The sequence below is a fragment of the Luteimonas sp. YGD11-2 genome, from assembly GCF_004118975.1.
Taxonomy (GTDB): domain Bacteria; phylum Pseudomonadota; class Gammaproteobacteria; order Xanthomonadales; family Xanthomonadaceae; genus Luteimonas; species Luteimonas muca.
On sequence record NZ_CP035376.1, the window covers coordinates 2,534,621 to 2,553,166 of the forward strand.

General features: G+C 71.3%; 17 protein-coding genes. 12 read left to right on the forward strand and 5 right to left on the reverse strand.

Going from position 1 to position 18,546, the window contains the following annotated elements; translation table 11 throughout:
• Window positions 1–25 precede the first annotated feature (25 nt).
• Complete coding sequence (gene rnk, locus ERL55_RS11725) at window positions 26–433, forward strand: nucleoside diphosphate kinase regulator (RefSeq protein WP_129136574.1); 408 nt, start codon at window positions 26–28, stop codon at window positions 431–433.
• A gap of 34 nt (window positions 434–467) precedes the next feature.
• Here the strand turns inward: rnk and msrA are convergent, their stop codons facing one another.
• From msrA to ERL55_RS11740, 3 genes are all read right to left on the reverse strand, one after another.
• On the reverse strand, window positions 468–1,118 hold the full coding sequence (gene msrA, locus ERL55_RS11730) for a peptide-methionine (S)-S-oxide reductase MsrA (RefSeq protein ID WP_129136575.1): 651 nt from the start codon (window positions 1,116–1,118) through the stop codon (window positions 468–470).
• A 64-nt stretch (window positions 1,119–1,182) separates the two neighbouring features.
• Window positions 1,183–2,115, reverse strand: coding sequence for a DMT family transporter (locus ERL55_RS11735; RefSeq protein WP_129136576.1), 933 nt, complete (start codon window positions 2,113–2,115; stop codon window positions 1,183–1,185).
• 39 nt (window positions 2,116–2,154) lie between these two features.
• Complete coding sequence (locus ERL55_RS11740; protein ID WP_129136577.1) at window positions 2,155–4,332, reverse strand: GGDEF domain-containing protein; 2,178 nt, start codon at window positions 4,330–4,332, stop codon at window positions 2,155–2,157.
• A 328-nt stretch (window positions 4,333–4,660) separates the two neighbouring features.
• On the opposite strand from ERL55_RS11740, the gene ERL55_RS11745 reads away from it, so the two are divergent.
• From ERL55_RS11745 to ERL55_RS11770, 6 genes are all read left to right on the forward strand, one after another.
• On the forward strand, window positions 4,661–6,415 hold the full coding sequence (locus ERL55_RS11745) for a glutamine--tRNA ligase/YqeY domain fusion protein (RefSeq protein WP_129136578.1): 1,755 nt from the start codon (window positions 4,661–4,663) through the stop codon (window positions 6,413–6,415).
• Window positions 6,416–6,426: 11 nt separating this feature from the next.
• Entirely contained in the window at window positions 6,427–6,828 is a 402-nt protein-coding gene (locus ERL55_RS11750) for a hypothetical protein (protein ID WP_129136579.1), read from the forward strand.
• The gene (locus ERL55_RS11755) at window positions 6,828–7,388 is read left to right on the forward strand and encodes a nucleoside deaminase (RefSeq protein ID WP_129136580.1); all 561 of its coding nucleotides are present in this window, start codon (window positions 6,828–6,830) and stop codon (window positions 7,386–7,388) included. Before ERL55_RS11750 ends, ERL55_RS11755 begins: the two co-directional genes overlap by 1 nt.
• Entirely contained in the window at window positions 7,388–8,458 is a 1,071-nt protein-coding gene (rlmM, locus tag ERL55_RS11760; protein WP_129136581.1) for a 23S rRNA (cytidine(2498)-2'-O)-methyltransferase RlmM, read from the forward strand. The genes ERL55_RS11755 and rlmM overlap by 1 nt, the downstream gene beginning before the upstream one ends.
• 175 nt (window positions 8,459–8,633) lie before the next feature.
• Window positions 8,634–9,356: a hypothetical protein gene (locus ERL55_RS11765; protein ID WP_129136582.1), complete on the forward strand. Its 723-nt coding sequence runs from the start codon at window positions 8,634–8,636 to the stop codon at window positions 9,354–9,356.
• Window positions 9,357–9,539: 183 nt separating this feature from the next.
• The gene (locus tag ERL55_RS11770; RefSeq protein ID WP_129136583.1) at window positions 9,540–10,157 is read left to right on the forward strand and encodes a trimeric intracellular cation channel family protein; all 618 of its coding nucleotides are present in this window, start codon (window positions 9,540–9,542) and stop codon (window positions 10,155–10,157) included.
• A gap of 19 nt (window positions 10,158–10,176) precedes the next feature.
• Here the strand turns inward: ERL55_RS11770 and ERL55_RS11775 are convergent, their stop codons facing one another.
• Together ERL55_RS11775 and ubiH are read right to left on the reverse strand one after the other, a co-directional pair.
• Window positions 10,177–11,355, reverse strand: coding sequence for an FAD-dependent oxidoreductase (locus ERL55_RS11775; protein ID WP_129136584.1), 1,179 nt, complete (start codon window positions 11,353–11,355; stop codon window positions 10,177–10,179).
• Window positions 11,352–12,560 carry a 2-octaprenyl-6-methoxyphenyl hydroxylase gene (gene ubiH, locus ERL55_RS11780; protein ID WP_129136585.1) on the reverse strand — a complete coding sequence of 403 codons (1,209 nt, stop codon included), beginning with the start codon at window positions 12,558–12,560 and terminating at the stop codon, window positions 11,352–11,354. Before ubiH ends, ERL55_RS11775 begins: the two co-directional genes overlap by 4 nt.
• 98 nt (window positions 12,561–12,658) lie before the next feature.
• Here ubiH and ERL55_RS11785 point away from each other — a divergent pair, with 98 nt between their 5' ends.
• The 5 genes from ERL55_RS11785 to ERL55_RS11805 all read left to right on the forward strand — a co-directional run bounded on the left by ERL55_RS11785 (window position 12,659) and on the right by ERL55_RS11805 (window position 18,546).
• A complete protein-coding gene (locus ERL55_RS11785) occupies window positions 12,659–13,243 on the forward strand; it encodes a hypothetical protein (RefSeq protein ID WP_129136586.1) in 585 nt (194 codons plus the stop codon).
• Between the two features lie 13 nt (window positions 13,244–13,256).
• Complete coding sequence (locus ERL55_RS11790; protein WP_129136587.1) at window positions 13,257–13,811, forward strand: cob(I)yrinic acid a,c-diamide adenosyltransferase; 555 nt, start codon at window positions 13,257–13,259, stop codon at window positions 13,809–13,811.
• On the forward strand, window positions 13,808–14,734 hold the full coding sequence (locus ERL55_RS11795) for a histone deacetylase family protein (RefSeq protein ID WP_129136588.1): 927 nt from the start codon (window positions 13,808–13,810) through the stop codon (window positions 14,732–14,734). The genes ERL55_RS11790 and ERL55_RS11795 overlap by 4 nt, the downstream gene beginning before the upstream one ends.
• A gap of 117 nt (window positions 14,735–14,851) precedes the next feature.
• Window positions 14,852–17,245, forward strand: a complete 2,394-nt coding sequence (gene lptD / locus ERL55_RS11800) for an LPS-assembly protein LptD (protein WP_129136589.1) — start codon at window positions 14,852–14,854, stop codon at window positions 17,243–17,245.
• A complete protein-coding gene (locus ERL55_RS11805; RefSeq protein WP_129136590.1) occupies window positions 17,242–18,546 on the forward strand; it encodes a peptidylprolyl isomerase in 1,305 nt (434 codons plus the stop codon). Before lptD ends, ERL55_RS11805 begins: the two co-directional genes overlap by 4 nt.

Sequence of the window (18,546 nt, forward strand, 5' to 3'; positions counted from 1 at the left end):
AGACAACTTCACCGAGGAACCTGTCATGTCCACTCCCAACAGCGGCCTGCCGCCGTCTCTGCTGGTGTCCGAAATCGATGCCGCCCGTCTCGATGCGCTGATCGAGAACCCCACCTGGCGGGGCCACCCGGCGGCGGTGGCGCTGCAGGAAGAACTGCTGCGCGCGCAGGTGCTGCCGGTGGCACAGATGCCGTCCGACGTGGTGCGCATGCATTCGCGGGTGGAGTGCGTCGATGCCGATGGCACCCGCCGCACCCTGACCCTGGTCTACCCGCACGAGGCCGACAGCGCCAGCGGCCGGGTGTCGGTGCTGGCGCCGGTCGGCAGCGCGCTGCTGGGCCTGTCGGTGGGCCAGAGCATCGAATGGCCACGCCCGGACGGCGGAACCCTCAGCCTGGAAGTGGCCTCGGTCGAGCCGCAGCCCGCCGCCTGAGCGGACGGCGCGCGCAGCGGGCCGGGCTCCGGCCTCACACCACCGGCGTCGCCGCGCAGCGCACGCCGGTGCCGCCCAGGCCGCAGTAGCCGCCCGGGTTCTTCGCCAGGTACTGCTGGTGCTCGTCCTCGGCGTAGAAGAACTCCGGCGCCGGATGCACGATTTCCGTGGTGATGTCACCCAGCCCCGCGGCATGCAGCCCGGCCTGGAAGCTGTCGCGGCTGCGCTGCGCCGCCTGCGCCTGTTCCGACGTCGTGCAATGGATCACCGAGCGGTACTGGGTGCCGAGATCGTTGCCCTGGCGCATGCCCTGGGTCGGGTCGTGGCTTTCCCAGAAGGCCGCCAGCAGGCGGTCGAAGCCGATCACTGCCGGGTCGTAGACCACCAGCACCACCTCGGCATGCCCGGTCTGCCCGCTGCACACTTCGCGGTAGGTGGGATTGGGCGTATGCCCGCCGGCATAGCCGACCGCGGTGGTTTCCACCCCCGGCAGCGACCAGAACACCCGCTCGGCACCCCAGAAGCAGCCCATGCCGAACTGCACCTGCGACAGGCCCTCGAAGGCGTCGCGCAGCGGACGGCCATGCACATGGTGGCGGTTGTGCAGCGGCAGCGGGTCCGCGCGGCCGGGCAGCGCGTCCTGCGGATGCGGCATCCGCTGTTTCCAGGCACCAATCCCGAACATCGGCTCGCTCCACGCACGCGGCCCGTCGCCGCACCTGATTGAGTGGGGCGCGCGCAGGCCGGCTTCAACCCCGACCCGCCTCGGGTCGGCGCTGGCGCAACCCGGCCAGGAAGATGCCGGCCAGCGTCAACGCCAGGCCCATCCATTCGCGCGGCGAGGTGCTGCGGTCGAGCACTGCGAGGTCGAGCAGGAACGCGCATACCTGCTGCGCCAGCAGCAGCAGGCCGACCACCGCCACCGGCAGCTGCTGCATCGCCCGCGAGATCAGGACCCAGCTCAGGCAGTGGCCCACCCCGGCCAGCAACAGCAACCAGCCGAGCGTTGCGAGGTCCGGGATCACGAAGGACACGCCTTCGGCGACGCCGGCCATGCCCAGCAGCACCGCGCACAGCGCCGAGACCACCGCCAGCACCTGGGCGATGGGCGCGCGCCGCTCCGGCGCCAGTGCGCTGCCGGCACGCTGCACATGGCGCAGGCCGATGTTGTACACGGCGTAGCACAGCCCGGTGGCAAGCCCCAGCCACACGCCCCAGCGGTAATCGGCCGGCAGATCCACCCGGTCGCCACCCAGCAGCAGCCACAGGCCGAAGAACGCCAGCGCGATGCCGGCCAGGAAGCGGGCGCCGATGCGCTCGCCGAACAGCAGCACGCCGGCCAGCGCCATGAAGAACACCTGTGCATTGGCCAGCAGCGTGGCCAGGCCCGGCCCGACCAGCAGGATGCTGCGATGCCACAGCCACAGGTCGGCGGCGAACGCAGCGGCCGGCAGCAGTGCCAGCACCCACACCGCGCGCGGCAGCGGACGCCAGTCGCCGCGCGCCGCCACCAGCGCACCCAGCATCGCCGCGGCAAACAGCATCCGGTAGAACGCCGAGACCGTCGGCGCGGTGTCGGCCAGCCGCACCATCAGGCCGTTGCTGCCGATCAGCACCGCGCCGGTGAGCATCCATGCCACTGCGGTACTGCGGGTGGGCGAATCCTGCACGTCTGTGGGCATCAAGTGGCGCCGCAGCGTAGCAGCGGACGGGCACACCGGTCAGGTGAACACGGCGGGTGCCACGTGCACGCAGTTACGGCCAAGCCGCTTGGCGGCGTAGAGCGCCTTGTCGGCGCGGTCCACGGTGTCCTGGGGGGAGCGCTCGCCCTCGCGCCGGGTGGCCAGCCCGACGCTCACGGTGAGCCGCAGCTGCTTGTCTTCCCAGCGCACGTCCAGCTGTTCGACCGCGCTGCGCATGCGCTCGCCGGTGTCGCGCGCGGGCGCGGCGGCAAGGCCGGGGAGGATGGCGATGAACTCCTCGCCGCCGTAGCGCCCGAACAGCGCGCCCTCGCCCACCGCCTTGCGCAGGGCCGCGGCCACCGTGCGCAGGCAATGGTCACCGGCGACATGCCCGTGCTGGTCGTTGATCGACTTGAAGTGGTCGAGGTCGACCAGGATCACTGACAGCGGCTGCCCGCCGCGCTCGGCCTCGTTGAAGCTGCGCAGGAGCCACTGGTCGACCGAGCGGCGGTTGAGCGAACCGGTCAGGGCGTCCATTTCCGCGGAGCGGCGCAGGTTGGCGGTCACCACCGCCTGTTCCACGTGCAGTTGCGCCAGCCGGGTGAATTCCATCGCCAGCGCCATCTCCTCGGCGCTGAATCCCTCGCTGCCATCGCGCTGCAGCAGCACCGCGCCCCAGCCGGGCGCGCGCACCTGCAGCGGCAGCAGGGCTTCGGTGCGTGCGCCGCGCTCATCACCCAGGAGTTCCTGCCGCGGCAGCCCGGCGGTGGCGGCGCGTCGCAGCGGCAGCGCGCGGCGCTCGAGATCGGCGACTGCCTGGTCGCGGCCTGCGGCGGGATGCGCAACCAGCATCTCCGCACCGTGGAAGCCCTGCGCCACCGCCACCGCCGAGCGCACCGGCAGCAGCGGCAGCAGGTGGTCGAACAGCAGCCGGAACGCGGTCCATTCGATGTCCCCGGGCCCGAGCGTGCGTAGCCCGGCCTGCAGCGCATGCGCGAACGCACCACGCGCGGCCTCGCGCGCCATCCGCCGCTCGCTGTCGAGCCGTGCCAGGCGGTCACGGTCGCGCTGGTCGCGGAAGTCGGCGATGCGCGATACCAGGCCGACCGCGAACAGGGTCAGGGTGGTGACCATGCCGGCCTGGAAGGCGAAGCGCGCCAGCAGCGGATTGCGGACGTTCCAGCCCGGCGAGAATTCATAGGCCAGCAGCGCCACGTAGGTGAGCACATGCAGCGCCAGCAGCGGCCAGGCCATCGCCAGCCGCCGGCGTACCGCCACCGTCATCCACGCCACGCCGGCGATGCCCGTCGCCACCCACAGTGCGAGGGTCACGGCGCCCAGCGGCTGGTTCAGCGCCGGCACGTCGACCAGGCACAGGCCGACCAGCACCAGCGCCGTCCAGCGGAAGGCCGAAAGCGCCTGGCGTGCCCGCGCATGCAGCGTGGCGCCGGCATAGACCTCGAGCAGCCGGGTCCAGGCCAGCAGGAACACCAGGATCAGGGCGTGCACGCCCTGGATCCCCCAGGCACCGAGGAACGACAGCCCGGCGAACTGGTACAGGTGGCCGTTGAGGGCGGCCAGCAACAGCAGAGTGGACAGCGCGCAGGCGAAATAGCCGAGGAATGCGCGGTCGCGGGCGGCGGCATACAGCGACAGCGCCAGCAGGGCCAGCACCAGCAGTACCGCATAGACCGCGGCCGACATCGCCGAGGCGCGCTGCTCGAGCATCACCGCATGGTCTTCGCGCACCAGCAGCGGCAACACGCCGACACGGCCGTCGGCGAACACGTCGAGATCCAGCTCCAGCACCGGCCCCGCCGGCTCGGGTGGCACCGAGCGGAACCCGCCGGGGAACGCCTGCGCCACCCGCGGGCGGAAGAAATCATGCGGCGGCCCGGCCCAGTCGGCGCCGGTGAACTGCAGCCGGTCCACCGGCACGCGCGGCACCCAGACCACCCAGCGGGCATCGCCTTCCATCCTCGGAGGCAGCTCCCAGCGCAGTTGCGCGCGGGTGCCGCCATCGGCGCCGGCCGGCAGCGCCAGATAACCCGAGGACGCACGTGCGCCCTCGACACGCACCACCCCGGCGGGTCGCAGCCCGTCCGACGGGTCTCCACCCAGCCCCACCAGCGCCGATGCCAGCAACAGCAGCAGCGCCGCGAAGCCGAGCGTGGCGACCAGTTCCGGCGACGGCGCCCACCTGCGGGCAGGACTCACCGCACCGTCCCCGACGGCGTGGATCCCTGCACGGTGCCGCCCCCTGCGGTCGCCATGTTCACTTCCCGGATGTGAGTGCCCGATCGGGCTGGACGGCGGATGGTAGGGACAGGAATGTTATGGCCGTCACAAATGCCCGCGCGCCTGGTCCCCACCAGGACGGTTATCGGCAGCACCACTGCCTGCTTTAGCGCCCGGTCGCGCCGCCGGCGTTCCGGGCCCGGGCCAGCCGGGGCCACGGGCCGCGCGCGGCGCGCTCGCCTACACTGTGCGATCCGCGACGGCCGCCCTGCGCCCCGCCCCGCATCCCCGTATCCGCCGATCCCAGATGACCGCTGACGCCTCCCCCGATACCGCCACCCCGACCGATGCCCCCCTGCGTCGCGACTTCATCCGCCAGATCGTGCGTGACGACCTCGCCAGCGGCAGGCACGACGCCATCCGCACCCGCTTCCCGCCGGAGCCCAACGGCTACCTGCATATCGGCCACGCCAAGGCGATCTGCCTGGACTTCGGCATCGCCCAGGAGTTCGGCGGCCGCTGCAACCTGCGCTTCGACGACACCAATCCCGCGAAGGAGGACCCGGAGTTCGTCGCCGCGATCCAGGATGACGTGCGCTGGCTGGGCTACGAGTGGGCCAGCCTGCGCCATGCCTCGGACTACTTCGAGGTCTTCTACCTGGCGGCCGAGAAACTCGTCCAGGACGGCAGGGCGTTCGTCTGCGACCTCTCCGCCGAGCAGGTGCGCGAGTACCGCGGCACGCTCACCGAGCCCGGCCGCCACTCGCCGTTCCGCGACCGCAGCGTCGAGGAGAACCTCGACCTGTTCCGGCGCATGCGCGCCGGCGAGTTCCCGGATGGGGCGCGCACCCTGCGCGCGAAGATCGACATGGCCAGCGGCAACATCAACCTGCGCGACCCGGCGCTGTACCGGATCAAGCACGTGCCGCACCAGAACACCGGCGATGCCTGGCCGATCTACCCGATGTACGACTTCGCCCACGCGCTGGGCGACGCGATCGAGGGCATCACCCACTCGCTGTGCACGCTGGAATTCGAGGACCACCGCCCGCTGTACGACTGGTGCGTGGACAACGTCGACCTTGCCGGCAACCCGCAACTGCTGGCACCGCTGGCGGCGAAGGGGCTGCCGATCGAAGCCGGCAAGCCGCGCCAGATCGAGTTCTCGCGGCTCAACATCAACTACACGGTGATGAGCAAGCGCAAGCTCACCCAGCTGGTCGCCGATGGCCTGGTCGACGGCTGGGACGACCCGCGCATGTACACCCTGCAGGGCCTGCGGCGGCGCGGCTATACGCCGGCATCGCTGCGTCTGCTGGTAGAGCGCGTGGGCATCAGCAAGCAGAACTCGGTGATCGACTTCTCGGTGCTGGAAGGCGCGCTGCGCGAGGATCTCGACGCCCACGCGCCGCGGCGCATGGCGGTGCTCGACCCGCTGAAGCTGGTGCTGACCAACCTGCCCGTGGAGCACGAGGAAGCGCTGGCATTCCCCAACCACCCCAAGGACGAATCGCTCGGCGTGCGCCAGGTGCCGTTCGCAAGCGAGCTGTGGATCGAGCGCGAGGACTTCGCCGAGGTGCCGCCGAAGGGCTGGAAGCGGCTGGTGCCCGGGGGCGAGGTGCGCCTGCGCGGCGCCGGCATCGTGCGCGTCGACGAGGTGGTCAAGGACGACGCCGGCCATGTGGTCGAACTGCGCGGCGCGCTGGATCCGGAATCGCGGCCCGGCATGGAAGGCGCCAACCGCAAGGTCAAGGGCACCATCCACTGGGTCAGCGCGCGCCATGCGGTGGCCGCCGAGGTGCGCCTCTACGATCGCCTGTTCGTGGTCGAGAACCCCGATGACGAGAGCGGCGGGAAGACCTACCGCGACCACATCAACCCCGATTCCAGGCGCTCGGTGCAGGGCTGGGTGGAACCCGCCGCCGCGGATGCAGCGCCCGAGCAGCCGTTCCAGTTCGAGCGGCTGGGTTATTTCGTCGCCGACCGCCGTGACCATCGTCCGGGCGCGCCGGTGTTCAACCGCAGCGTGACCCTGCGCGACACCTGGGCGGCGAAGGCGTGAGGAGAACCGACATGAGTGTCCGCCCGATCCGCCTGTTCGCGCTGCTGCTGGCGCTGTCGCTGGCCGCATGCGCCGCCCCGAGCGCCTCCGTGCCGGATGCCGGCCAGCCACCTGCCGCGCCGGCACCCGCACCCGCGCCCGATCACGGCACCGCGGCCGGTCACGGCCAGGTGCCCACCCTCGACACCAGCTGCAGGGTCGACAGCGACTGCACGGTCAAGGATGTCGGCAACTGCTGCGGCACCTTCCCGGCCTGCGTCAACGTCGACAGCCCGGCCGACCCCCAGGCGGTGATGGCCGAGTGCCAGCGCAGCGGCATGGCCTCGGTATGCGGCTTCCGCGAGATCCAGGCCTGCGCCTGCGTCGCCAGCCGCTGCGAGGCGGTCGACACCGCCGCTCCGGTGGCACGCTGATGCTCTACGCCCAGGTCCACCTCACCCTGCCGGCATGGGTGCACGAGGCCGTCGATACCGGCCGCGCCTACCCCGATGACGACGCCAAGATCGCGCTCGCCATCGACCTCGCGCGCCGCAACGTCGATGCCGCCAGCGGCGGCCCGTTCGGCGCGGCGGTGTTCGGCCCCGGGGACCGCATCGTCTCGGTGGGCGTCAACCGGGTGATGCCGACGAACTGCTCGGTCGCGCATGCGGAAACGATGGCCTTCATGCTCGCCCAGCAGCGCCTGCAGACCCCGCGGCTCAACGCGACGGGCGCGCCGTACACGCTGGCGACTTCCGCCCAACCCTGCTGCCAGTGCTTCGGCGCGGCGGTGTGGGCCGGCATCGACCGGCTGCTGATCGGTGCGCGCGCCGAAGATGTCGAGGCCCTGACGGAGTTCGACGAGGGCCCGCTGCCGGCCGACTGGCCGGAGGAACTGCAGCGGCGCGGCATCGAGGTGGTGCGCGACCTGCGCCGCAACGACGCCCGCGCGGTGCTCGCGGCCTATTCGGCCACTGGCGGAGCACGCTACTGATGGCCGACCTCACCACCCCGGCACTGCTGTGCTATTGCCGCGCCGGCTTCGAGGCCGATCTCGCCGCCGAACTGACCGAGCGCGCCGCGCTGGCCGGGATCGGCGGCTGGGCGCGCGCCGGTCGCGACGAGGGCTACGTGCTGTTCCACGCCGCCGAGGTAGGCGTGCCGCTGGTGCAGGCACTGCCGTTCCGCGAGCTGGTCTTCGCACGCCAGAAGGCCGTGCTGCTGGCCGAGCTGACCGGCCTCGACCCGAAGGACCGCCTCACCCCCGTGCTCGACACCCTGCAGGGCGCCGGGCGTTACGGCGAACTGTGGGTCGAGCATCCCGACTCCGATGCCGGCAAGCCGCTTTCGGCGCTGGCGCGCGCGTTCGGCAACGCGTTGCGGCCCGCACTGCGCAAGCGCGGCTTCCTGACCAACGAAGCCGATCCCACGCGCTCGCGCCTGCATGTGTGCCTGCTGGGCGGCGACCACCTGATGCTGGCGCGCAGCCAGCCAGGCGACAGCGCCGTGTGGCCGCAGGGCATCCCGCGCCTGCGCCTGCTCGGCGAAGCGCCATCGCGCTCGGCGCTGAAGCTGGAAGAGGCACTGATGGTGCTGCTGACGCCGCGCGAGCGCGAAACGCTGATCAAGCCGGGCATGCGCGCCACCGACCTCGGCGCCGCGCCGGGCGGCTGGACCTGGGTGCTGACCCGCGAACACATGCGCGTCACCGCGATCGACAACGGCCCGCTGCAGGCCGCGCTGCACGACACCGGCCTGGTCGACCACCAGCGCGCCGACGCCTTCCGCTGGCAGCCCGACACGCCGCAGGACTGGATGGTCTGCGACATGGTGGAGCAGCCGCGGCGGGTGGCCGAACGCATGGCGACCTGGTTCCGCGAAGGCTGGTGCCGGCACGCGGTGTTCAACCTCAAGCTGCCGATGAAGAAGCGCTGGAACGAGACCCGGCTGAGCCTCGACCTCTTCACCGACCAGGCCCAGGTGCCGCTGACCCTGCGCGCACGCCAGCTCTACCACGACCGCGAGGAGATCACGGTCTTCGCCAGCGCGGGGGCGGGCGGCTGATCCGGCACCTGACGGCAATCGCCCGGGGATCGGGACAGACCTGACGGCAAGTGTCGTTTGCAGGTGCAGGCGGCGGCTTCGGATGGCACCGCCGAAACGCGACCACCGGCACGTGCGGTCTCGGCCACTGCAACCGGGTACTGGCATGCTGGCGTCCTCGCTGGAGGACCTCCGAATGCAACCGCTTGAACTCAACGACCCCGCGGCGTTCGGCCGCGAATTCCTGCGCCAGACGCAGCTGCAGGGCTTCGGCTCGCTGACCAAGCGCGACCTCGAACTGCTGATGTTCGTGCTGCTGGAGCGCGATGGCGCGATCGACCGCGCGGCATCCAACCACGCCGCCGCGGCGCAGCTGCGCGTCACCCCGGCACGGCTGAAGGCCCTGCGCCGCGACGGCTATGCGCGCTGGCGGCAGCTCGCCGAGGAGGCGCCGGCCGACGCGCTGCCGCGCATCCTCACCACGGTGCTCAGCGCCGAGAACCTGCGCGCCGGTGCCCGCCATGTCAGCGAACGTGCGCGCCGCGACGGATTCCTCGCCGTACGCGTCGAGCATCCGGACGATCTCGCGCGTTTCGAGCAGGCGATCCTCGACGTCGGTGCGCTACCGGTCTACGAACGCAACCGCGAGGTGGTGGCGGTGCGTTTCGACACCCTGCTGCGGCTGGCCGAACAGCACGGCCACCTGCAGCCCGACCCGCAGGCGGTGGCCCGCGAACTGCAGAAGCTGGCGCCGGCCGCGGACGAAGTGGCCGACCTGCTGCGCAAGGACATCGACCAGCTGCGCTGGGACGATGTGCGCAATGCCCTCAATGCACTCGGCGCCCGCGCGGTCGCGGGCACGCTGGAGGGCGGCGTGCACCGGCTGCTGGCGCTGGCGTTTCCCTTCCTCGGGCGCTGAGCCCCGCGCGCCGCGGTGCCGGTCCAGTGGCAGTCGCGGCCGCTCCCACATCCGCCGGCCAGCACAGCCGGCCGCGTTGCAAGGCATCGCCCGGGTGCTCCGGTGTGGCGACAACAGGCTGCGTTGGGCGGGCCCGGCCTGGAGCCGCACGTATGATCCGGGCTCCGGTCATGACGCGGCGCCATGGAACGTTTCCTGCTCATCCTCGACTTCATCGGCACCTTCGCCTTCGCGATCAGCGGCGCGACCATCGGCGTGCGCCACCGGCTGGACCTGTTCGGCGTGCTGGTGCTGGCGTTCGCCACCGCCACCTTCGGCGGCATCCTGCGCGACATCCTGATCGGCGCGACGCCCGCGGCGCTGGCGCACTGGATCTACCTGGCACTTGCGTGCAGCGCGGGGCTGATGACCTTCTACCGCCACGGGCTGGTGGAACGCCTGCGCAACCCGGTGCAGCTGTTCGATGCGGCAGGGCTGGCGCTGTTCGCGGTGGTCGGCGCCAGCAAGGCGCTGGCATTCGGGCTGTCGCCGTTCGCGGCGGTGCTGCTGGGCATGCTCAGCGGCATCGGCGGCGGCATCGTGCGCGACGTGCTGGTCGCGCGCGTGCCGGTGGTGCTGCAGTCCGACCTGTACGCGGTCGCGGCGCTCGCGGCCGCCGCGGTGGTGGTGGTCGGGCACCGGCTCGACCTGTCGGAGGAGTGGACGCTGCCGGCCGGCATCCTGCTGTGTTTCGGCCTGCGCTACATGGCGATCCGCCACGGCTGGCGGCTGCCGGAAGCGCGTCCGCACGACCCCGGCTGACGTCGCGGGGCCACCGTGGCTACGTGCCGCTGGCGTGCCGCCACAGCGTGCGCGCCAGCGGCGGAATGCGCCCGGCCAGGCCGAGCGCGTGTCCGCGCAGCAGCGTCGGCAGCAGGGCATCGTTGGAGTACGCGCGGTTGATGCCATCGAAGCTCCACGCCGCCAGCGTGTCCTCGCTGCGCCGCCGCCGTGCCCAGCGCTGCAGCCGGTGCGGGGAGGCCCAGTCGACGCCGCGCGCACGTGCGGCAGCCACGGCATCGGCCAATGCGGCGACGTCACGCAGGCCGAGGTTCACCCCCTGCCCCGCCAGCGGGTGCACGACATGCGCGGCATCGCCCACCAGCAGGATGCGACCGGCAAGCAGCGTATCGGCCAGCTGCCGCCGCAGCGGGAATGCCGCGCGCGCCGTCAGCGGGCGTGCGGCGCCCAGGCGCGCATCGAAGGCCCGGGTGAGCGCTTCGCCGAACTGCGCGTCATCGAGCGCCAGCACGTGCTGCGCCTCGTCCTCGGGCAGGCTCCATACGATCGAACTGCTGCCGTCGCCACAGGGCAGGAAGGCCAGTGGGCCACCGGGCAGGAAGCGCTGCCATGCGGTGTCCTCGTGGGACAGCTCCGTCGCCACGTAGCCGACCACGCCGCGCTGCCGGTAGTCGTGGCGGGTGATGCCGATGCCGGCGAGCCGGCGCAGTGCCGAGGCCGCGCCATCGGCGGCGATCGCGATGCGCGCGGCCACGCGGCCGCCGTCGGCGAGGCGCAGCTGCACCGAGCCGTCGTCATGGTCGAAGGCCTCGACGTCCGCCGGACAGCGCACCTCGACGCCCGCGCCCGGCAACGCCGCCCAAAGGCGGTCGATCAGCAGGCCGTTCTCGATGATCCAGCCCAGAGATTCGCGCCCGTAACGGTCGGCATCGAAGCAGAGCTTGTCGCCTGCCGCGGCGTCCCACACCCGCATCCGCCGGTACGGGTGCGCGCGAGCAACGCGCACGGCGTCCCAGACGCCCAGCCGTTCGAACAGCGCGGCGTTGTCGGGGGCGAATGCGAACACGCGCAGGTCGGGGCGATCGCGTTGCCAGGCGGTGGGCGCACGCGCCTCGAGCAGCACCGTATCCAGCCCGGCGCGCGCCAGCGCCAGTGCGCAGGCGGCGCCGACCACCCCACCGCCCACCACGGCCACGTCGTGGCGATGCCGGCGGCTCATGGCGCGCTCCTGCGACACAGCGCCGGGACCTCGCCACGGTAGCCCATCGCCCCACCGGCAAGCCGCGCCTGCAGGCCGCTGTCGGCGTCGAGCGCCAGCAGGCCGAGGCTGCGCAGCGGCCGCATCAGCGCCGAGGGGTTCGAGGTCAGCCGTGCCAGGCCGTCGGAGAACGCCAGCGTGCGTTCGCGATCCTTGTGCCGCCGTTGCGCCCAGGTCTGCAGCACCCGCGGGGCGCCGGCATCGCCGGGATGCGCGGCAATCGCCTCGGCCAGCACCAGCGCATCGCGCAGGCCGAGGTTGAACCCCTGGGCGCCGATCGGATGCAGGGTCTGCGCGGCATTGCCGACCAGCGCCGCACGCGGCGCGGTCGTCGCGTCGGCGACCACGCGCTGCAACGGATAGGCACTGCGCGGGCCGACCTCGAGCAGCCGCCCGGCACGCCAGCCGAGCACATCCTGCACGCGCGCGAGAAACGCGGCGTCGTCAAGGCCGAGTACCGCCTCCGCATCCCCGGTGGGCACGCCATGGACGAGGCCGTAATGGCCGTCGCCACGCGGCAGCAGTGCGGTCGGGCCATGGTCGGTGAGCCGCTCCCAGGCGATCCCGTGCGGCGCGCGTGCGCCACGCACGCGTGCCACCAGCAGGGTCTGGCCGTAGTCGTGTCGCGTGGTACCGATGCGCAGCGCATCACGGACGACGCTGCGGGTGCCGTCGGCGCCGACCAGCAGGCGGCTGCGCAGGAGGTGCTCGCCGCCCCCGGCTTCGATGCGGATCGTGCAACCGCCGGTATCGGCGGTCGCGCCCAGGAAGCGCGCCGGCCGGTAACGGCGCAGCCGCGCCAGCGTCGCCAGCCGCGCCTCCAGTGCCTCGCCGAAATCGCGCGCCACCACCACCTGGCCGAATGCCTGCCGCCCGTAATCGGCAGCCCGCATGCGCACGCGGCCGAAGTCGCCCTTGCGGCTGGCGTGGATCTCGCGGATCGCGCCGGTCGGTGCACGCAGGTGGCGCATCACGTCGAGCGCGGTGAGGGCGTTGACGGTGGCATCGGCGAGGCTGAGATTGCGCTGGTCGAACACCGCGGGCAGCGAGCCGGGCGGCGTGACCTCGACGAGGCCGACATCGAGGTCGAGGCGGTCCAGCGCGATGGCGAGGCTGGCGCCGACCAGGCCGCCCCCGACCACCAGGACATCGTGGGTTGCATTCATGGGCGGATGATACGGATTCGGCCGCGCCGCCGGCGACGCGAGGGCGCAGCCACCCCTGCTCGGCTAGAATGCCCCGCTGAACCACCGAGAAGCCGCCGATGAACGTCACCACCCGTCCCATCCAGATCTTCGCAGTGCTCGCCCTCGCGCTGGCCGCCACCCGCGTCCACCACTTCGCGGCGGTGCCCGATGCGTCGTGGGCGGTGTTCTTCCTCGGCGGCTTGTACCTGCGCGCGCAGGCGCGCTGGGCGTTCCCGGTGCTGATGGGCCTGGCCATCGCGGTGGACGCCGCGGTCATCGCGGGCCAGGGCCTGAGCTTCTGGACCCACTACTGCGTGTCGCCTGCGTACTGGTGCCTGCTGGGCGCCTACTTCGTGCTGTGGACCGGCGGTGCCTGGGCCGCGCGTCGCCCGCTTCGGCTCGAGCTTGCCACCGGCGGCCGCGTCGCGCTGGCGGTGATCGCCTCCGCCGCCGTCTGCCAACTGATCGCTCAGGGCAGCTTCTACTGGATCAGCGCAAGCGTCGCCGAGCCCACGCTTGCCGGCTGGTGGAAGAACTACAGCGACTGGCTGCCGGCCTACATGGGGACGATGGCGCTGTACGTCGCGATTGCTGCGGTCGTGCACGCGGTGGTCCTGCAGCTGGCGCCCACTGCCGCGCTGCGCGGCGACCGCGCCGCCTGAGCCGGCCGCATCGATGGGCAACCGCCTTTCGAGGATCTACACCCGCACCGGTGACGACGGCACCACCGGGCTGGGCGACGGCAGCCGGACGCGCAAGGATTCGGCGCGCGTGAACGCCTACGGCACGGTCGATGAGGCCAACTCCGCCATCGGCCTGCTGCTGGCATCGGAGCTGCCCGACGACGTGCGCGACCTGCTCACGGCAATCCAGCACCAGCTGTTCGACCTCGGCGGCGAGCTGTGCATCCCCGGGCACGCCGCCATCTCCGACGAGGACGTGGACCGGCTCGAGGCCCACCTCGACCGCCACAACGCCGACCTCCCACCACTGAAGGATTTCATCCTCCCCGGCGGTGGCGAAGCCGCGGCGCGCTGCCACCTGGCACGCACCATCGTGCGCCGCGCCGAGCGCGAGACCGTCACCCTGTCGTGCACCGAGGCCGTGCGCCCGCAGGCCGTGCGTTACCTCAACCGGCTGTCCGACCTCCTGTTCGTGCTTGCCCGGGTGCTGGCGCGCGCCAGCGGCCACGGTGAAGTGTTGTGGCGGCACGAACGCCGCGCGCGGTGAACCCGGCGGTCTATACGCATGCCACCTGCCTCGGCCACGACACCGGCCCGGGCCATCCCGAGTCATCGCAACGCCTCGCCGCGGTCATCCAGGCCCTGCGTTCGGAACTCCCGGACCTGGACTGGCGCGAGGCGCCCCGCGCCAGCCGCGGCCAGCTGCTGCGTGTGCATGACGGCGAGCTGCTGGCGGCGGTCCTCGAGCAGGCGCCGGCCACCCAGGTGCATCTCGACCCCGACACGGTGATGTCGCCGGCGTCCGGCGAGGCCGCGCTGCGCGCCGCGGGTGCCGGGGTGGCCGCCGTCGATGCGGTGATGCAGGACGATGTGGCGACCGCGTTCTGCGCGGTACGCCCGCCGGGCCATCACGCCACCGGCGGCCAGGCGATGGGGTTCTGCCTGTTCAACAACGTGGCGGTGGCCGCCGCGCATGCGATCGAACGGCACGGGCTGACCCGGGTGGCGATCGTCGACTTCGATGTGCACCACGGCAATGGCACCCAGGCGATCTTCGAGGCCGACGCGCGGGTGCTCTACATGAGCTCGCACCAGATCGGCCTGTTCCCGCACAGCGGCGGCCGTCGCGAGCGCGGCGTGGGCAACATCCTCAACCTGCCACTGCCGCCCGGCACCGGGAGCAGGATGTTCCAGGAAGCCTGGGTGGAACGGATGCTGCCGGAGCTGGAAGCGTTCCGTCCGCAGCTGGTGCTGATGTCGGCGGGCTTCGATGCCCACTGGCGCGATCCATTGGCGCAGATGCAACTCGCGGCCGACGACTTCGCATGGCTGACCGGCGAACTGTGCGCGGTCGCCGGCCAGCACGCCGCCGGGCGCGTGGTGTCGATGCTCGAGGGTGGATACGACCTGCAGGCACTGCGCGAATGCGCCGTCGCCCATGTACGCGCGCTGCGGGACGCCGCGCACTGACACCACGTTCAGCGTGCCGATCAAGGTGGCGCGGCGGCTGCGATCCCGGCAGCGTCGCGTTGCCGCTGCGCATGGGATGCGGCATTCTGGCCGCCGTTTGTCCCCCGGATTTCCCGCGTGCGCCCAGCCCTCCGTCTGCTGCCCCTGCCGTTGTGCATCGCGTTCTCGCTCAGCGCCATGGCCGAGGAACGCCCCGAGGACTGGCGGCTGTGTCCGCTCGAGGATGCGGTCCCGGTGTTTCCGGACGCGCCGCCACCGATCGGCACATCCGCCGATCGCGAGGACATGCCCACCGAGATCGGTGGCGATGCACTGACGGGTATCTATGGTGAGGAGACCCGCCTGCGCGGCAACGCCACCCTGCAGCGCGGCGACCAGTTCCTCGCCACCGACAGCCTCGACTTCAACCAGGAAACCGGCGAGTACGTCGCCGAGGGCAGTGTCCGCTACCAGGACTCGGGCATGCGCATCGTCGCCGAGCGCCTGCGCGGCAACCAGGGCACCGATACCCACGAGATCGAGAACGTCAACTACCAGCTCATCGAGCGGCGCGGCAACGGCGGCGCCGATCGCGCCGAACTGGTCGGCGACGTCGGCTCGCTGTACGGCTCCACCTATTCCACCTGCCCGCCCGGCGACCGCCACTGGGAACTGCGCGCGCGGCAGATCGATGTCGACATCGAGACCGGCTGGGGCACCGCGCGTGGTGCCTCGCTGCACCTGGGCCGGTTCCCGATCCTGTACATGCCGTACTTCAAGTTCCCGGTCGATGACCGCCGCAAGACCGGCCTGCTGTATCCGGCGATCGGCTATTCCGGCCGTAACGGCTTCGACTACGCCCAACCGATCTATCTCAACCTCGCGCCCAATTACGATATGACGCTGGAGCCGCGCTACATGGCACGGCGCGGCGCACTGCTGGGCACCGAGTTCCGCTATCTCACGCGCAATGGAGGCGGGCAGTTCAATTTCGAATATCTGCCGTCCGACAGACTCACCGAGCGTGACCGCCAGCGCGAGATCGACGAAGGCATCCCGGAGGAGAACCGCCGCGAGGACGACCGCGGCATGTTCCACCACTCCAACAGCCACCGCTTCAACGGTACCTGGTACACCAGCACCAACCTCAACTGGATCAGCGACCCGCGTTACCTCGAGGACATGAGCAACAGTCTCACCTCGCAGTCGCCGCTCACGATCACCAGCAGCACCGGCATCTTCGGCCGCGGCCGTTACTGGGATGCAGGCCTGATGGCCGACTACAACCTGCTGTCGGACTACACGCTGACCGAGGCACTGATGCCCTACAACCGGCTGCCGCGTCTGTTCGGCAACTGGGAGCAGCCGCTGCGGCCATGGCTGGTCGCCGGCCTCAACATCGATGCCACCCGCTTCGAGCACACCAGCGATGCGACTTACGGTGACGGAGCCGGGGTGCGCCCGGGAGGCAGTCGCCTCGACGCCAAACCGTTCGTGACCCTGCCGTTCGAGGGCGCCGCCTGGTTCGTGCGGCCGACGCTCGCCTACCGCTATACCCGCTACCAGCTCGACGACGACTTGGCCAACCAGATCGGGGCAGCCATCGGCCAGCCGGCCGAACGCGCACCCAGCCGCAGCCTGCCGATTGCCAGCGTCGACGCCGGGCTCTTCTTCGACCGCGAAACGATGTTCCGCGGCGACAGCTACGTGCATACGCTCGAGCCGCGGCTGTTCTATCTGCGCACGCCCTACCGCAACCAGGACAACCTGCCGGTGTTCGACACCGGCTCCATGACCTTCAGCTGGGGCCAGCTGTTCCGCGACAATCGCTTCTCCGGCGCCGACCGCCAGGCCGACGCCAACCAGATGACCGTGGCGCTCACCACGCGGCTGATCCGCGAATCCGACGGCCAGGAAAAGCTGTCGGCCAGCATCGGCCAGATCCGCTACTTCGACGACCTGCGGGTGTGGCTCAACCCGAATGCACCGCCGGTGGAATCCGGCGAGTCCTCCTGGGTGGCCGAAGGCGCCTATGCGATCAACGACCGCTGGAGCGTCAACGCCGCCTACCAGTGGGATCCACGCGATCGCCGCGACGACCTCGTCAGCATCCGCTCGCGCTACCTGGTCGGCGACGACGGCATCGTCAACCTCGGCTACCGCTACCGCCGCGACCTGCTCGAGCAGGCGGACTTCTCCTTCCTGTATCCGATCAACGCCACCTGGAGCGTGGTCGGCCGCTATTACTACTCGCTGCAGGACCGCCAGCTGCTGGAAGGCATCGCCGGCCTGCAGTGGGACAGCTGCTGCGTGAGCGTGCGCCTGGTGGGCCGCCGTTACGTGCGCAACCGCCTCGGCGAGATGAACGACGCCATCCAGCTGGAAGTTGAACTGAAGGGGCTGAGCTCGCTTGGCGCCAACACGGAGGACCGTTTGCGCCGTGCTATTCTCGGTTATTACCGAGACGACCTCTATCTCGTCCCGCCGTCCGACCTGATCGGCGAGCCTGTCGAAACCGACCCCCTGCCATGAACAAGACCCTCCTGTCCCTGCTGGCGGCCGCGCTGCTGGCTGCTTCCCCCATCCACGCGCAGGACATCGTGCCGCTCGAGCGCATCGCCGCCGTGGTGGACGAGGACGTCATCCTGCAGAGCGAGCTCGACCGCGCGGTCGCCAACGTACTCGCGCAATACTCCGGACGCGACGACCAGCTGCCGCCGCGCGAGATCCTCGAGCGCCAGGTGCTCGAGCGGCTGGTGCTGGTGCGCCTGCAGACCGCACGCGCCGGGCAGATGGGCGTACGCGTCAGCGACGCCGAAGTCGACGGCGCGGTCGGCATGATCGCCCAGCAGAACGGCTTCACCCCGGAGCAGTTGCGTCAGCAGCTCGCCGCCGACGGTCTGTCGTTCGACGAGTTCCGCAATTCGCTGCGCGAGGAGCTGATGGTGCAGCGGCTGCGCCAGCGGTTCGCGCAGACCCGCATCGTGGTCAGCGATGCCGAGGTGGATGCGGCGCTCGCAGGCGATGCCGTCAACCGCCAGTACCAGCTCGCGCACATCCTGGTCGCCCTGCCCGACGGCGCCACGCCCGAGCAGATCACCACCGCCGAAGAGAAGATCGAGGGCATCAAGGCGCTGATCGACCGTGGCGAGATGGCCTTCCAGGCGGCGGCGGTGCGTTATTCCGACAGCCCGAATGCGCTCGAGGGCGGCAGCCTTGGCTGGCGCTCGCTCGACGAGATCCCCACCGCGTTCTCCGGTGCGGTGCAGTCGCTGCAGCCGGGCGAGGTCCTGGGCCCGATGCGCGGCCCCAGCGGCTTCCAGCTGCTGCAGCTGGTGGAAGTGCGCGACGCCCAGAACGCCGGCAGCGTCACCCAGTACCAGGCACGCCACATCCTGATCCGCAGCGGCGGTGACGTCAGCGACGACCAGGCCCGTGCGCGTGCGCAGACCCTGCGCGCCCGCGCCGTCGGCGGTGCCGATTTCGCGGAGCTCGCCCGCGAACATACCGACGACCCGTCCTCGCGCGAGCGCGGCGGCGATCTCGGCTGGTTCACCATCGACCAGTTCGGCCCCGACTTCGGCGCCCAGGTCGCCGCGATCGAGGACGGCGCGATCAGCGAGCCGTTCAAGACCCAGGCCGGCTGGCACGTCGTGCAGCGCGTCGGCACGCGCCAGGCCGCAGCCGACGACGAGAACCGTCGCGCCCAGGTCCGCGAGGCGATCGGCCAGCGCAAGCTGGAAGACGAGTGGAACCGCTTCCTGCGCGAGATCCGCGGCGAGGCCTTCGTCGACGTGCGCGGCAGCTCCGCGCCGGCGGGCAGCGGCGGCTGA